We start from the raw sequence: 15,656 nt of genomic DNA on the forward strand, positions 1-15,656 counted from the left end.
GGAAGCTAAGCCCACCAGCGCCGATGGTACTGCCTCCGAGAGGGGGTGGGAGAGTAGGACACCGCCGGACTACCCGTGACAGGCCCCACCCCCTACCACACCACGTGGGCAGGGGGGTGGGGCCTCCACCATTTCCCGAGGAAGACGACCCGACGGCCAGGTGTGTCGTCGGCCGATGATCGACCGGGCAGGCCTTCCGTCCGCCGTCCCGTGGTTCACCTCGGCGACGCCCGCACCGCTGTCGTACGGTCGTCCCGACAGGATCCGGTGCCCCCGCGAGCGGTGCCACCGGAGTCCGCCGGTGGCGAGGGTGTCGGAGGAGCACGTGGACGACCAGCGCGAGGGCCGCCCCGCCGGAACCCTCTACGACTGGGTGCAACGCGGCACCGACCTGCTGCGCCGGGGCGACGCCGCCGCCGCCGTCACCCTGCTCAGCCACGCGCACGAGGTGGACCCCACCTCCAGCGCCGTGCTCGAGACCCTGGCACGTGCCCGCTACGACTCCGGGGACTTCGCAGGCGCCGCGGACTCCTTCGAGGAGCTGGTCCAGCGCCGTCCCGACGCCGACTACGCTCACTTCGGCTTGGGCCTGAGCCTGAGCCGGCTCGGACGCTTCGCCCTCGCGGTGGAGCACCTCGCCATGGCGCACGCCATGGCGCCGCACAGCGCCGAGTACGCCGACCGCCTGCGACAGGTCCGCGCCACGCTTGCGGCGCGGCGGACACCGGGGAGCACGTGAGCCACACGCACCACCGCACCGTCAGCGCCACCGCCGCGGACCTGCTGCAGCCGTCCACCGGGCCGCTCGTCGCGGGCCACGACGTCGTCCTGCTCGACCTGGACGGGGTCGTGTACATCGGCCCGGACGCCGTTCCCGGTGCGGCGCAGCACCTCCAGCACGCACGCGGGACCGGAGCCCGGCTCGTGTTCGTGACGAACAACGCCTCCCGCCCGCCCGAGACCGTCGCCGAGCACCTGCGCGACCTCGGGGTCGACTGCGCCGCCGACGACGTCGTCACCTCGGCCCAGGCGGCGGCGCACCACCTGCGGACCTCGCTCCCGGCGGGCTCGCCCGTCCTGCGCATCGGGGGGGCCGGGCTCACCCGCGCCCTGCAGGAGGAGGGTCTGGTACCCGTGGACTCCCTGGAGGAGCAGCCGGTGGCGGTCGTGCAGGGGTTCTCCCCCGACCTCACCTGGCGGCACCTGGCCGAGGCCACGCGCGCCGTCCGCTCCGGTCTGCCGTGGGTCGCCACCAACCTGGACCTCACCGTGCCCGTGGTCGGCGGTCCCGCCCCCGGCAACGGCACCCTGGTCGGCGCGGTGCGCACCGCCTCGGGTGTGGAGCCGCACGTCGTCGGCAAGCCCGAGCCGGCGCTCTTCACCGAGGCCGTCCGCCGCTGCTCCGCGGAGCGCCCCCTGGTGGTCGGGGACCGCCTCGACACCGACCTGGAGGGCGCCCGGCGGGCCGGCATGCCAGGCCTGCTCGTGCTCACCGGGGTCAGCGGGGTGCGCGAGCTGCTGCAAGCCCACCCCGGGGAGCGCCCCACCCAGGTGGCGCGAGACCTCGGCGGCCTGCTCGAGGAGCACCCCGCGGTGGTCGTGGGGTGGGACGGCGACCGGCTGGAGGTGCGGTGCCGGCACGCCCGGGTCGTGCGCTCCGGCGGGGTGTGGGACGCCCCGGCACCCGGCACGGCGGACGGCGTGGACGTGCTGCGCGCCGCCGCGGTGGCCGCCTGGACGCTGGCCGACGCCGGGCAGGACGCGGACGTCGCGGCCCTGACGCTCCTCGTGCGGCGCGTCGGCGGCCCGCAGCTCGCGCAGCGCTGACCGGGGCGCCCCGCGGGAGATGTCGCCCAGCGCGGGTAGCGTGACCGCGTGACCGAGCCCGACCAGCGTCCCCGCCCCGTCCCGGGCCCTCCCACCACCCCTCCGCCGGCGCGCTCCGGGCAGGAGCTCGGCGAGGCGCTGGCGCGCCTGGACGCCCTGGGCGCCGTCCCCGTGCACGACCACGTCCCCGCCTTCGAGGAGGTCGACCGCGCGCTGCGCGGGCGGCTGGCCACGGCCGAGGGATGAGGCGCCCGTGCGCCGACAGCGCCTCGACACCGAGCTGGTCCGCAGGGGGCTCGCCAGATCGCGGCAGCACGCCGCCGAGCTCGTCGGCGACGGCAGGGTGAAGGTGGCGGGAGCGGTCGCGACCAAGCCCGCGACGCAGGTCGGCACCGGTGACGCCATCGTCGTGGCCGACGCGGCCGAGGAGGAGTACGTCAGCCGCGGGGCGCACAAGCTCATCGGGGCGCTCGACGCCTTCGCACCCGGCGTGCCGGTGGCGGGCCGGCGCTGCCTGGACGCCGGTGCCAGCACCGGCGGGTTCACCGACGTCCTGCTGCGCCGCGGTGCCGCCTCGGTCCTCGCCGTGGACGTGGGCTACGGGCAGCTGGCGTGGCGGTTGCGGCAGGATCCCCGCGTGCGCGTGATGGAGCGGACCAACGTCCGCCACCTGACCCCCGGGCAGGTGGCCCCGGCCCCGGACCTCGTCGTCTCGGACCTGTCCTTCATCTCCCTCACCCTGGTCGTGGGCGCCCTGGCGGCCTGCGCCGACCCGGCCGCGGACCACGTGCTCATGGTCAAGCCGCAGTTCGAGGTGGGGCGGGAGGCCCTCGGCTCCGGTGGCGTCGTGCGCAGCGCGGCGCTGCGGGCCGACGCGGTGCGCGGGGTGGCGCGGGCCGCCGCCGAGCACGGCCTCGGCGTGCGCGGGGTCGCCGCCAGCCCGCTGCCCGGGCCCAGCGGCAACGTGGAGTACTTCCTGTGGCTGGCCGCCGGCGCACCGGCGCTCGACGAGGACGACCTGCAGCGCGCGGTCGCCGAGGGTCCCCAGGTGGGGCTGGCGTGAGCGCGCGCAGGGTGCTCCTGCTCGCCCACACCGGGCGGGCCGAGGCGGTCACCGCCGCCACCCAGGTCGTCCGGCTCCTCACCGCGGCGAACATCCGCACCGTCATGGTGCCGGAGGAGGCCGCGGCGCTCGGGACGGCGGAGAAGTCCCTGCTCGACGTGTGCAGCATCGAGGCCGGGGTGCGGGACGCCGAGCTCGTCATCGTGCTCGGCGGTGACGGCACCATCCTGCGCGCGGCCGAGCTCGTCCGGGGCACCGACGTGCCCCTGCTGGGCGTCAACCTGGGTCACGTCGGCTTCCTCGCCGAGAGCGAGCGGGAGGACCTCGACGAGACGGTGGCGCGCGTGGTCGCGCACGACTACCGCGTCGAGCACCGCATGACCCTCGACGTGCGCGTCATGCACGCCGGGCGGGTGATCGCCCGGTCCTGGGCGGCCAACGAGGCGTCCGTGGAGAAGGCCAACCGGGAGCGCATGCTGGAGCTCGTCGTCGACGTCGACGGCCGCCCGCTGTCCCGCTTCGGCTGCGACGGCATGATCGCCGCGACGCCCACGGGTTCCACGGCCTACGCCTTCTCCGCCGGCGGCCCCATCGTCTGGCCCGAGGTGGAGGCGATGCTCGTGGTGCCGCTCAGCGCCCACGCCCTGTTCGCCCGGCCCCTGGTGATCGCCCCGACCAGCACGGTGGCGTTCGAGGTCCTGCCCGGGATGGGCGACGGCGGCGTCCTCTGGTGCGACGGACGCCGCACGTTCGACGTGCCCGTGGGGGCCCGGGTGGAGGTCCGGCGCTCCCCGCAGCCGGTGCGGCTGGCGCGCCTGACGCGCGGGGTGTTCACGGACCGGCTGGTCGCGAAGTTCCGGCTGCCCGTGCAGGGCTGGCGCGGCCCCGCGCCCCAGGGATGACGGCGCACCCGGTGGACCGGGCGGGGACACCGGCGGGGACACCGGCGGGGACACCGGCGGGGACGTGGACGTTGGCGAGAGCGGTGGCGGGCACGCGGCGGGCACGGCGCGGGAGGGGGGCACGGTGATCGAGGAGATCCGCATCCGCGAGCTGGGCGTCATCCGCGACGCCCGGCTCGAGCTCGGGCCGGGCCTGACGGTGCTGACCGGGGAGACCGGGGCCGGCAAGACGATGGTCGTGACCGGGCTCGGGCTCCTCCTCGGCCAGCGGGCGGACCCGGCGGCGGTGCGCCGGGGCGCCGCCACCGCCGTGGTGGAGGGCCGCGTCCTCGTCGAGGAGGGGGGCCCCGCGGCCACCCGTGCCCTCGACGCAGGCGGGGACGTCGACGAGGGCGTGCTCGTGCTGGCCCGCTCGGTCGCGGCGGAGGGACGCAGCCGTGCCCACGTCGGGGGCCGCGGCGCCCCGGTGAGCGTCCTGGCCGAGCTGGCCGAGCACCTCGTCGCCGTGCACGGGCAGACCGACCAGCTCCGCCTGCGCGCCCCGGCCCAGCAGCTGCGGGTCCTCGACGCCTTCGCCGGGACCGCGGTGCGCGAGCCGCTGGCCGGCTACACCGCGGAGTACACCCGCTGGCGGGAGCTGCGGTCCGAGCTTGAGGACATCCGCACCCACGCGCAGGAGCGTGCCGCCGAGGCGGAGCGGCTGCGCCTGGTCCTGGCCGACGTCGAGCGCACCGACCCGCAGCCCGGGGAGGACCACGAGCTGCGCGAGGAGGCGGCGCGGCTGTCGCACGTGGAGCAGCTGCGCACCGCGGCGGCGACCGCCCACGCCGCCCTCGCCGGGGGCGCCGACGGCGCCGACGAGGGCCCCGGTGCGGACGTCCTCGTCGACGCGGCGCGCCGCGCGCTGGCCGCCGCCGGTGAGCACGACCCCGCGCTGGCCGCGCTGGAGGGCCGCCTCGGGGAGGTGGCGTACCTGCTGGGCGACGTGGCGGTGGAGGTGGCCGCCTACGCCGCGGGCGTGGAGGCCGACCCGGCGCGGCTGGCCGCGGTGGAGGACCGCCGGGCCGAGCTGTCGGCGCTGGTGCGGCGCTGCGGTGCGCTCAGCGGCGCCGCCGACGTCGACGGCCTGCTGACCTGGGCACGGGGCGCGGCGCTGCGCCTGCAGGAGCTGGACGACGACGGGCGCACGGAGGAGCTGGGCGCGCAGGTGGCGGCCGTCGAGGCACGTCTGGCCGGGTACGCCGACGCCCTCGGCGCCGCGCGCCGCGCCGCCGCGCGGGAGCTGTCCGAGCGGGTGGGGCAGGAGCTGGCGGAGCTGGCGATGGGCGGCGCCCGGGTCGAGGTGGACGTGCGCACGGGCGCGGACTTCGGCCCGTCGGGCCGCGAGGAGGTGGAGCTGCTCCTCGCGGCGCACTCGGGGGCGGTGCCGCGCCCCCTGGGCCGCGGCGCCTCCGGTGGTGAGCTCTCCCGCGTCATGCTGGCCCTGGAGGTCGTCCTCGCCGGGACGGACCCGGTGCCGACCATGGTGTTCGACGAGGTCGACGCGGGCGTCGGCGGCCGGGCGGCCGTGGAGATCGGCCGGCGCCTGGCGCGCCTCGCCCGCACCACCCAGGTGCTCGTGGTGACGCACCTGCCGCAGGTCGCCGCCTTCGCCGACGCGCACCACACCGTCGTCAAGACCGACGACGGCAGCGTCACCGAGTCCGGGGTGGTGCGGCTCGACCACGACGGCCGGGTGCGGGAGCTGGCCCGGATGCTCGCCGGACGCGCCGACTCCGACGCCGCGCGCGCCCACGCCGAGGAGCTGCTCGACTCCTCCCGCGTGCAGGTGGAGGAGGACGCGGCTCCCGGCGGACGGGGCGGCGCGCCCGCGGCACCGCCCGGCCGGCGCAAGGGCTCGGCGGGCCGCCGACGCGGTGGCGCACCGGCGGCGGGTGCGGCGCAGAGCGCCCCGGAGCGCGTGGGACGATCGGCGGGATGAGGCGGGGACGGCGGTGAGGAGCGCGGGCGTGCGCGGGCGGCGGCGGGAGAAGGCGGTGACCCCGCCGGCGGTGCAGTCGACGGCGGAACCGGCCGGCGCCACCGGTCCCGCCCGGATCGACCGGCGCACCAAGCGCCTCACCAAGCGGCTGCAGCCCGGGGACGTCGCCGTCATCGACCACGTCGACATCGACCGCGTCTCCGCCGAGGCGCTCGTCGCCTGCCGCCCGGCCGCCGTCGTCAACGCGGCACCCAGCATCTCGGGGCGCTACCCGAACCTCGGCCCGGAGATCCTCGTCGCCGCCGGCATCCCGCTGCTCGACGCGGTCGGGGAGGACGTGGTGACCGCCCTCGCGGAGGGCAGGCCGGTCCGGCTGCGCGGTGAGGAGCTCCTCGTGGGCGAGGAGGTCGTCGCGCGCGGCCGCCTCCTCGACGAGGTCTCCGTCGCCGCCGCGATGGCCGAGGCGCGCGCGGGCCTGTCCGTGCAGCTGGAGGCGTTCGCGGCGAACACCATGGAGTACCTGCGCCGCGAGCGCGACCTGCTGCTCGACGGTGTCGGCGTGCCCGACGTGCGCACCTCCCTGGAGGGGCGCCAGGCCCTCATCGTCGTGCGCGGGTACCACTACAAGGAGGACCTCGTCGCGCTGCGGCCGTACGTGCGCGAGTACCGGCCGGTGCTGATCGGGGTGGACGGCGGCGCCGACGCCATCCTCGAGGCCGGCTGGAAGCCCGACATGATCGTCGGGGACATGGACTCCGTCTCCGACGCGACGCTGCGCTGCGGCGCGGAGGTCGTCGTGCACGCCTACCGCGACGGGCGCGCCCCCGGCCTGGAGCGCGTCCGCTCCCTGGGCATCGAGCCGGTGGTCTTCCCCGCCACGGGCACCAGCGAGGACGTCGCGATGCTCCTGGCCGACGACAAGGGCGCCTCGCTCATCGTGGCGGTCGGCACGCACGCCACCCTCGTGGAGTTCCTCGACAAGGGCCGGGCCGGCATGGCCAGCACGTTCCTCACCCGCCTGCGGGTGGGCGGCAAGCTCGTGGACGCCAAGGGCGTCTCCCGGCTGTACCGCTCGCGCATCTCCAACTCCCAGGTCCTCCTGCTCGTGCTCGCCGGCCTGCTGGCCCTCGTCGCGGCGCTGGCGGTCACCCCGACGGGGCAGGCGATCCTCGCGGTGGTCGGCGCCCGCCTGGGCGACGTGTGGGCGCTGCTGACGGGCTGGCTGCCCGGCCTGCCGACGGACACGGTGCGCACCGCCACCGGAGGCACCCGCCCGTGATCGACTTCCGCTACCACCTGGTGTCGCTGGTCTCCGTCTTCCTCGCCCTGGCCGTGGGCATCGTGCTCGGCGCCGGGCCGCTCAAGGAGGGCATCGACGCCGGGGTCACCGACCAGGTGCGCCAGCTCACCGCGGAGAAGGCCGACCTGCGTAGCCAGCTCGACGCCGCCGACCGGGCGATCGCCGCACGCGACGAGTGGAGCGAGGCCGTCACCCCCGAGCTGCTCACCGGCACCCTGACCGGGCGGGACGTCGTCCTCGTGCTGCTGCCGGGCGCCGAGCCCGCCCTCGCCGACGGTGTCGCCGCGGCCGTGGAGGTGGCGGGGGGCGCCGTCACCGGCCGCGTCAGCATCCAGGACAGCTGGACCGACCCCGAGCAGCAGGCCGCGCGTGCCTCCGTCGCGGCCCAGGCCAGGGCGCGGGACGAGCCGTTCCCCAGCGCCTCCCCCTCGGGCGGCCGCAGCGACGAGGTGGAGCTCGCCGCGGCCCTCGCGCGCGGCATCGTCATCGACCTGCCGGCGCGCCCCGCCGGTGACCCCACACCCACGGCGACACCCGACCCCGCCGCCGGTGCCGCCGTGGCGCCCCTGCTGAGCGCGGGTCTCGTCACCGGTGAGGTGTCCCGGCCGGCGACCCTGGCGGTCGTGGTCGCCGCGCCCGCCGACACCGACCCCAGCGCCCCGCAGACCGAGGCGCGCAGCGCGTCGCTGCTGGCCCTGGCGGCACAGCTCGACGCCGCCTCCACCGGCACCGTCGTCGCCGGCCCGATGGCGGCCAGCGCCGAGGAGGGCCTCATCGCGGAGATCCGCGCGCAGGACGCCGTCTCGGAGGCGGTGAGCACCGTGGACGACGCGGACGTGCCGATGGGCCGCGTGAGCGTGGCGATGGCACTGGCGGAGCAGGCGCGGGGTGCGGCGGGGCACTACGGCATCGCGACGTCCGCGGACGCGGTGGCGCCGGCCCGTCCCACCCCGGCGCCCGTGCCGTGAGGGTGGGCGGCGTGCGTGCCGCGGCGGCGCGCACCTGCGCCGCGGCGGGGCTGGCCGCGCTGGCCGGTGGCGCCACGGCCGCCGGCGCGCTGCGGCGCCGGCCCCCGGGCGGTGCCGCGCGCTGGGAGCGCACGAACCACCGCGGTGAGCCGGTGACGCTGCTGGAGGGACCGGCCGTGGCCCTCGCCGCGGTGGCCGGGGCGCTGGCGGTGCCCTCGGTGCCGCTGCGCTGGCGGCTGGCCGCGGCGGGGGCCTGCACCGGCGCGGCGGTCTTCGGCGCCGTCGACGACCTCACCGAGGGTGCGGGGGAGCGGGCGGCCGGCGCGCGCGGGCTGCGCGGGCACCTGGCAGCGCTGCGCCGGGGGCGGGTCACCACCGGAGCGCTGAAGGTGGCGGGCATCGGCGCCACGGGACTGCTCGCCGCCGTCGCGGCGCCCCCCGCCGGTCCTCCCACCGGTCGGGCGGGGACCCTCACCCGTGCCGTGGACGTCGCGGTGGCCGGCGCGCTCGTGGCCGGCTGCGCGAACCTCGTGAACCTCTTCGACCTGCGCCCCGGCCGGGCCCTGAAGGTGACGCTCGCCGCCGCGGCGGTGCTGGCCCACCCGGCGCCGGTCCCGGGCCCGCGGCAGCGCGCGGCCTGCGCCCTGGCCGGTGCGGCCGCCGGTGCCGCGGCAGCCGCGCTGCCCGCCGACCTCGCCGAGCGCAGCATGCTGGGTGACACCGGGTCCAACGCCCTGGGCGCCCTGCTGGGGGTGGCGGTGCTGGCCCGCTGCGGGCGCCGGGGCCGCGGCGGGGTGCTCACCGCGGTGAGCGCGCTGACCCTGGCCAGCGAGCGGGTGAGCTTCTCGGCCGTCATCGCCGCCACGCCGGTGCTGCGCGAGCTGGACGCGCTGGGTCGGCGACCGGCCCGATGAGGGCGGTGCGCACCCTCGCGGGCGCCGCCGCGTCGGTCGCCGCGATCACCGTGCTGGCCCGCGCCGCCGGGTTCGGGCGCGTCGTGGTGTTCGACGGCGCGGTGGGCGACAACTGCCTCGGCGACGTGTACACCGCGGCCAACCTGGTGCCGAACGTGCTCTTCGAGGTCGTCGCGGGCGGGGTGCTGGCGGGGGTGCTCGTGCCGCTGCTGGCCGGGCCGCTGGCCTCCGGCGACGCGCGGGAGCGGGAGCGGGCCTCGCGCACCGCCTCGGCGGTCCTCACCTGGAGCGTGCTCGCCCTCCTCGCCGTCTCCGCCGTCGCGGCGCTGCTCGCGCGTCCCGTCGTCGGTGCCCTGCTGGAGTGGCAGCGCACCGGCGGGTGCGGCTCGGACCCCGCGCCGGTGGCGCTCTTCCTGCTGTACGTGTTCCTGCCGCAGGTCCCGCTGTACGGCATCGCCGTCGTGCTGGGCGGGGCGCTGCAGGCCCAGCGCCGCTTCACCGCCCCCGCCGCCGCCCCGCTGGTGAGCAGCCTCGTCGTGGCGGGCGCCTACCTGCTCTTCGCGGCGCTGCTGCCGGCCGGGGTGGACCCGGACGCCGGGGCGCTGGCCGAGGTGCCCCGCACGGCGCTGGCGGTGCTGGCGGGCGGCACCACGCTCGGGGTGCTGGCGATGGTGCTCACCCACCTGCCCGCCCTGCGCTCGCAGGTGCGCTGGCGCCCCGCCCTGCGTGCCGCCGCGGGCGACGGGCCCCGGCTGCGGCGCCTGGCCGCGGCCGGGCTGGCGGTGCTGCTGGCGCAGCAGGCGGTGTCCGTGGTGGCGGTGCTGCTGGCGCTGTCCCAGGGGGCGGGCGAGGGCGCGGTGGTGCGCTGGAGCTACGCCTGGACGCTGTTCCTGCTGCCGTACGCGGTGCTGGCGGTGCCGGTGGCCACGGCGGTCTTCCCGCGGCTGGCCGCGGCGGGCGGCGCGGGGGACCCGGCGCTGGCGCCGCTGCTGGCGGGCACCTCGCGGCTGGTGGTGCTCGCCGGTGCGGCGGGGGCGGCGGTGCTGGCCGGTGCGGCGGTGCCCACGGCGCGCTTCTTCGCCCTGGACAGGACGGGCCGGGTCGACGGTGCCGCCGCGGCGGACCTGGCCGGTGCGCTGGTGCTGCTGGCCCCGGCGCTGCTGGGGTTCGGGCTGACCGCGCTGCTGGTGCGGGCCCTGTACGCGGTGGGTCGCGGCAGGTCGGCGGCGCTGGCGGGCACCACCGGGTGGGCGGTGGTGCTGGTCCTCGCGCCGGTGCTGGCGGCGGCGTGGCCAGGTGCGCGGGTGGTCTCGGCGCTGGCGCTGGCGCACGCCGTGGGCCTGACCGCCGGGGGTGTGCTGCTGGCGGTGGCCGTGCGCTCGGCGTGCGGGGCGGCGGCCCTGGCGGGGCTGGTGCGGGCGGCGGCCGCGGGCGCGGTGGCCGCGGCCGCGGGAGGAGCGGCGGGGCAGGTGCTCGCCCCCGTGCTGCCGTCCGCCGGCAGGGCCGCGGAGGTGCTCTCCGCGGCGGCCTGCGCGGTGGTGGCCCTGGCGGTGTGGGCGGCCGTGGTGGCGCTGCTGGACCGGCGGGACGTGGCGGTGCTGGCCGGGCGGCTGGGTGCCCTGGTGCCCGGTGGGCGGGGCGGCGGACGGGATCGCGGACGAGCTGGAGGAGGCGCGTGAGCGCTGCGGAGGGGCGGCAGGTGCTGCTGGTGCTGGCCACGAGCGCGGGCGGGGTGGGCCGGCACGTGGCCGGGCTGCTGCCGGGACTGGCCGCGGCGGGCTGGCGACCGCGGGTCGCGGCGCCGCGCGCGACGCTGGAGCACTTCGGCCTGCCCGCGCTGGCCGCCTGCGCGGTGGTGGAGGTGCCCGCCGCGCCGCACCTGCGCGCCGACGCCCGGGCCGTGCGGGCGCTGCGCGCCCTGCTGCGGGACCTCGGTGCGCGGGACGTGGTGCACGCCCACGGGGTCCGGGCCGGGCTGGTGGCCTTGGCGGCCGTGCGGACGGTGCCCGCCCCGCGCCGGCCGGCGCTGGTGGTGACGCTGCACAACGCGGTCCTGGCCGGCGGGGCGCGCGGGCTGCTGGGCCGCGTCGCGGAGCGGCTCGTGGCGCGGGGCGCGGACGTGGTGCTCGCCGTCTCCCCGGACCTGGCGGCCCGCGCCCGGGCGGCGGGGGCGCGCGGCGTGGAGCGGGCGCTGGTGCCCGCCCCGCGGCGCGCGGCGCGCGGCGTGGACGGGGGCGCGGGTGTGGGCGGGGACGGCGGCGGGGGGAGGGCGGCGGTGCGGGCGGAGCTCGGTGCGGCCGGGGCCCCGCTGGTCCTCACCGTGGCGCGCCTGGCCCCGCAGAAGGGCCTGCCGCTGCTGCTGGACGCCCTGGGCCTGCTGCGGGACGTGCACCCGGCCCCGGTGGCCGCGGTGGCCGGGGACGGGCCGCTGCGGGCGGAGCTGGCGGCCCGTGCACAGGCGGACGGGCTCGCGGTCCGCTGGCTGGGGGCGCGCTCCGACGTGCCGGAACTGCTGGCCGCCGCGGACGTCGTGGTGGGTCCCAGCGCCTGGGAGGGGCAGCCGCTGCTGGTGCAGGAGGCGCTGCGGGCCGGTGCCGCGCTGGTCCTGACCGACGTCGGGGGTGTGCGCGACCTCGTCGGGGAGGCGGCGGTGCTCGTGCCGTACGGCGACCCGCAGGCCCTGGCGTCGGCGGTGCGGGAGCTGCTGGCGGACCCGGCGGCGCGCGCGGAGCTGAGCGGGCGGGCGCTCGCGCGGGCCGCCCGGCTGCCCTCGGAGGCCGACGCCGTCGCCCAGGTGACACGCGCCTACGCCCAGGCGACGGGCACACGACGGCCTGTGGGGTAACCTCGAAGTCCGTGGCGGACCGCACCTCGCAGCAGAACCCCAACCAGCGCACGACGCAGCACATCTTCGTGACCGGGGGTGTGGCGTCCTCCCTCGGCAAGGGGCTGACGGCCTCCAGCCTCGGTCGCCTCCTGCGGGCACGCGGACTCCGCGTCGCGATGCAGAAGCTGGATCCCTACATCAACGTGGATCCCGGCACCATGAACCCGTTCCAGCACGGTGAGGTCTTCGTCACCGAGGACGGCGCCGAGACGGACCTGGACATCGGCCACTACGAGCGCTTCCTCGACGTGAAGTTCGACGGCGCCGCGAACGTCACCACCGGGCAGGTGTACTCCGCGGTCATCGCCAAGGAGCGGCGCGGGGAGTACCTCGGCGACACCGTGCAGGTCATCCCGCACATCACCAACGAGATCGTCGAGCGGATGCGCGCGCAGGCCCGCGACGACATCGACGTCATCATCACCGAGGTCGGCGGCACCGTCGGCGACATCGAGTCCCTGCCCTTCCTGGAGGCGGCGCGGCAGGTGCGCCAGCGCCTCGGGCGCAGCAACGTCTTCTTCGTCCACGTCTCCCTCGTGCCCTACATCGGCCCCAGCGGGGAGCTGAAGACGAAGCCGACGCAGCACTCCGTGGCGGCGCTGCGCAGCATCGGCATCCAGCCCGACGCGATCGTGTGCCGCTCCGACCGCGACATCCCCGACAGCGTCAAGCGCAAGATCGCCTCGATGTGCGACGTGGACGAGGAGGCCGTGGTCGCCGCGATCGACGCGCCCTCGATCTACGACATCCCCAAGGTGCTGCACCGCGAGGGTCTCGACGCGTACGTGGTGCGCAAGCTGGGCCTGCCGTTCCGCGACGTGGACTGGCGCACGTGGGACGACCTGCTGCGCCGGGTGCACCACCCCGCGCACCGGGTGGAGGTCGCCCTCGTGGGCAAGTACATCGACCTTCCCGACGCGTACCTGTCGGTCACCGAGGCGCTGCGCGCCGGGGGTTTCGCGCAGGACGCGAAGGTGTCGATCCGCTGGATCGCCTCCGACGACTGCCAGACCCCCGAGGGCGCCCGCAAGGCCCTGCAGGACGTGGACGCGGTGTGCATCCCCGGCGGTTTCGGGGTGCGCGGCATCGAGGGCAAGCTCGGCGCGCTGCGCTTCGCGCGGGAGAACCGGATCCCCACCCTGGGGCTGTGCCTAGGCCTGCAGTGCATGGTCATCGAGTACTCCCGCAACGTCGCCGGCCTCGCCGGGGCCAGCTCCACCGAGTTCGAGCCCGACTGCGCGCACCCGGTCATCGCGACCATGGAGGAGCAGAAGCACATCGTGGCCGGCGCCGGGGACCTGGGCGGCACCATGCGCCTGGGCTCGTACGAGGCGGCGCTGACCCCCGGGTCGGTGGTGGCGCAGACGTACGGCGCCGAGCGGATCTCCGAGCGGCACCGGCACCGCTACGAGGTCAACAACGCCTACCTGGACCGGCTCACCGACGCGGGCCTGGTGTTCTCCGGCACCGCCCCGGAGCTGGGGCTGGTGGAGTTCGTGGAGCTGCCGCGCGAGGCGCACCCGTACTACGTCGCGACGCAGGCGCACCCGGAGTTCCGCTCGCGCCCGACGAAGGCGCACCCGCTGTTCTCCGGCCTGGTCGCCGCGGCCCTGGACCGCCAGCGCGAGGAGCGCCTCGTGGACGTGGAGACCGCCCCCGTGGTGGAGGTGGCCCTCCCGTGAGCCCTTCCGTGAGCGAGGACCTGCCCGGCACCCCGGCGTCGGGCGAGCAGCTCGCCGACCGCCCGGTGGAGCGGGCCGTGACACGCTCGGAGGTGGTGTTCTCCGGGCGCGTGTGGGACGTGGTGTCCGAGGACGTCGTCCTGCCGGGGGAGGGCGGCGGGCAGAGCGTCACCCGGGAGTTCCAGCGCCACCCGGGTGCGGTGACCGTCCTGGCCCTCGACGAGGAGGAGCGCGTGCTCTTCCTGCGCCAGTACCGCCACCCCGTGCGGCACGAGCTGTGGGAGCTGCCCGCGGGCCTGCTGGACGTGGTGGGGGAGGACCCGCTGACCGCGGCGCAGCGCGAGCTGGCGGAGGAGGCGGACCTGCGCGCGGGCAGCTGGGCGGTGCTGGTGGACTGGTTCAACTCCCCGGGCGGCTCGGACGAGGCGCTGCGCGTGTACGTGGCGCGGCACCTGACGCCGGTGCCGCACGCGGAGCGGCACGTCCGCGAGGACGAGGAGGCGGACATGCCGCTGGTGCGGGTGCCGCTGGAGGAGGCCCGCGACGCGGTGCTCGCCGGGCGGGTGCACAACCCGGGCGCGGTGGTGGGGGTGCTGGCCGCCGCGGCGGCACGGGCGCAGGGCTGGTCGACGCTGCGGCCGGCGGACGCGCCGTGGCCGGAGCACCCGCGCCTGGGCTGAGGCCCGCCCGGCGGCGGGCCGGGCCGGGGTCCGCCTGGCGGCGGGCGGTGTGGCGCGGCCGGGGCGCGGGCGGGACGGCAGCTACTGTCGGCCCGTGCCCCCCGCCGCCGCCGCGCCGAGCCCGCTGGAGCGGGCCGTGCAGGACTACCTGGGGCACCTGGCGGTCGAGCGGGGCCTGGCGCAGAACACCCTGGGCGCCTACCGGCGGGACCTGCAGCGGTACGTGGACTTCCTCGCGGCGGGGGGCATCGGCGACGCCGCCTCGGTCCGCGAGGAGCACGTCGCGGCGTTCGTCTCGGCGCTGCGCAGCGGCTCCGACGGCCGGATGGCGCTGACGGCGAGCTCCGCGGCGCGCGCGGCCTCCGCGGTGCGCGGGTGGCACCGCTTCCTGCTGGAGGAGGGCCGCACGAGCGACGACCCGGCCACCGGGGTGCGCCCGCCCGTGCCGCCGCGCCGCCTGCCGAAGGCGCTGGACGTGCACGAGGTGGCCCGGCTGCTGGACGCCGCCGGTGCCGCCGGGCCACCCGCGGGACTGCGGGACCGGGCGCTGCTGGAGCTGCTGTACGGCTCCGGGGCGCGCATCAGCGAGGCCGTGGGCCTGGACGTGGACGACGTGGTGGCCGCCGCCGTCGGCGAGGACGGTGTGGTGCGGCTGCGGGGCAAGGGCTCCAAGGAGCGCATCGTGCCGGTCGGCTCCTACGCGCGGGTGGCGCTGGAGGAGTACCTGGTGCGGGCGAGGCCGGCGCTGGTGGCGGCGGGCCGCGGGACGCCCGCGCTGTTCGTGAACTCCCGCGGGGGCCGGCTCTCCCGGCAGAGCGCGTGGGCGGTGCTGCAGTCCGCCGCGGTGCGCGCCCGGCTGGGCAGCCGCGTCTCCCCGCACACGCTGCGGCACTCCTTCGCGACGCACCTGCTGGCGGGCGGCGCGGACGTGCGGGTGGTGCAGGAGCTGCTGGGGCACGCCTCGGTGACGACGACGCAGGTGTACACGCTGGTCACGGTCGACTCCCTGCGCGAGGTGCACGCGGCGACGCACCCGCGGGCGTTGCGCTGAGGCGGCGGCCCGGCGCAGGACCCCGGGGGTGTCACCCGGTCGCGGGGCAGGACTAGGGTCGCCCCGTCCACGGAGCGGCGCGGCCCCGGCAGGTCCGGGAGGCGCGGGCGGGCCGGCCGCCCACGGGGGGCGCGGAGCCCCGTCCCGCGCCGCGGGTAGAGTCCCAACGCCCGCCCCGCGGGCTGAGCCGAACACCCGCCCGTGCGGGTGACGTCAACACGAGGAAGAGCCGCACCCGTGAGCAGCGATCCTGAGTCGGCCGTCCCCGCGCCCGGCGGCGAGCAGCCGCACGGTCAGCCGGGCGGGCAGCCCCTGGGCTGGCCCCGGGACCACTCCGCCCCGGCGGCGGCGCCGGTGGGCTGGCTCGGTGTGCACGCCGGCCCGGCCGCGGACGGTGTCGC

Annotated in this window: 14 protein-coding genes; all 14 read left to right on the top strand. The window is 77.9% G+C overall.

What is annotated here, in order from left to right; all coding sequences use genetic code 11:
• Positions 1-301: 301 nt before the first annotated feature.
• A complete protein-coding gene (locus ACYQBY_RS00005) occupies positions 302-739 on the top strand; it encodes a tetratricopeptide repeat protein (protein ID WP_459641768.1) in 438 nt (145 codons plus the stop codon).
• Positions 736-1,827, top strand: a complete 1,092-nt coding sequence (locus ACYQBY_RS00010) for an HAD-IIA family hydrolase (protein WP_459641769.1) — start codon at positions 736-738, stop codon at positions 1,825-1,827. Before ACYQBY_RS00005 ends, ACYQBY_RS00010 begins: the two co-directional genes overlap by 4 nt.
• 48 nt (positions 1,828-1,875) lie before the next feature.
• On the top strand, positions 1,876-2,073 hold the full coding sequence (locus tag ACYQBY_RS00015; protein WP_459641770.1) for a hypothetical protein: 198 nt from the start codon (positions 1,876-1,878) through the stop codon (positions 2,071-2,073).
• A gap of 7 nt (positions 2,074-2,080) precedes the next feature.
• A complete protein-coding gene (locus tag ACYQBY_RS00020) occupies positions 2,081-2,890 on the top strand; it encodes a TlyA family RNA methyltransferase (protein WP_459641771.1) in 810 nt (269 codons plus the stop codon).
• A complete protein-coding gene (locus ACYQBY_RS00025; protein ID WP_459641772.1) occupies positions 2,887-3,792 on the top strand; it encodes an NAD kinase in 906 nt (301 codons plus the stop codon). The genes ACYQBY_RS00020 and ACYQBY_RS00025 overlap by 4 nt, the downstream gene beginning before the upstream one ends.
• A 124-nt stretch (positions 3,793-3,916) precedes the next feature.
• Positions 3,917-5,773, top strand: a complete 1,857-nt coding sequence (gene recN / locus ACYQBY_RS00030; RefSeq protein ID WP_459641773.1) for a DNA repair protein RecN — start codon at positions 3,917-3,919, stop codon at positions 5,771-5,773.
• Between the two features lie 55 nt (positions 5,774-5,828).
• A complete protein-coding gene (steA, locus tag ACYQBY_RS00035; RefSeq protein ID WP_459642414.1) occupies positions 5,829-7,052 on the top strand; it encodes a putative cytokinetic ring protein SteA in 1,224 nt (407 codons plus the stop codon).
• Positions 7,049-8,041, top strand: coding sequence for a copper transporter (locus ACYQBY_RS00040; protein ID WP_459641774.1), 993 nt, complete (start codon positions 7,049-7,051; stop codon positions 8,039-8,041). Before steA ends, ACYQBY_RS00040 begins: the two co-directional genes overlap by 4 nt.
• An 11-nt stretch (positions 8,042-8,052) precedes the next feature.
• On the top strand, positions 8,053-8,955 hold the full coding sequence (locus ACYQBY_RS00045) for a hypothetical protein (RefSeq protein ID WP_459641775.1): 903 nt from the start codon (positions 8,053-8,055) through the stop codon (positions 8,953-8,955).
• 5 nt (positions 8,956-8,960) lie between these two features.
• Complete coding sequence (locus ACYQBY_RS00050) at positions 8,961-10,634, top strand: lipid II flippase MurJ (RefSeq protein WP_459641776.1); 1,674 nt, start codon at positions 8,961-8,963, stop codon at positions 10,632-10,634.
• Positions 10,631-11,800 (top strand): glycosyltransferase, encoded by a 1,170-nt coding sequence (locus tag ACYQBY_RS00055; protein WP_459641777.1) that lies wholly within the window; start codon positions 10,631-10,633, stop codon positions 11,798-11,800. Before ACYQBY_RS00050 ends, ACYQBY_RS00055 begins: the two co-directional genes overlap by 4 nt.
• A gap of 11 nt (positions 11,801-11,811) precedes the next feature.
• A complete protein-coding gene (locus tag ACYQBY_RS00060) occupies positions 11,812-13,524 on the top strand; it encodes a CTP synthase (RefSeq protein WP_459641778.1) in 1,713 nt (570 codons plus the stop codon).
• On the top strand, positions 13,521-14,204 hold the full coding sequence (locus tag ACYQBY_RS00065) for an NUDIX domain-containing protein (protein ID WP_459641779.1): 684 nt from the start codon (positions 13,521-13,523) through the stop codon (positions 14,202-14,204). Before ACYQBY_RS00060 ends, ACYQBY_RS00065 begins: the two co-directional genes overlap by 4 nt.
• 94 nt (positions 14,205-14,298) lie before the next feature.
• Positions 14,299-15,255: a site-specific tyrosine recombinase XerD gene (locus ACYQBY_RS00070; RefSeq protein ID WP_459641780.1), complete on the top strand. Its 957-nt coding sequence runs from the start codon at positions 14,299-14,301 to the stop codon at positions 15,253-15,255.
• Positions 15,256-15,656 lie beyond the last annotated feature (401 nt).

Source organism: Kineococcus anabasis, from assembly GCF_054590795.1.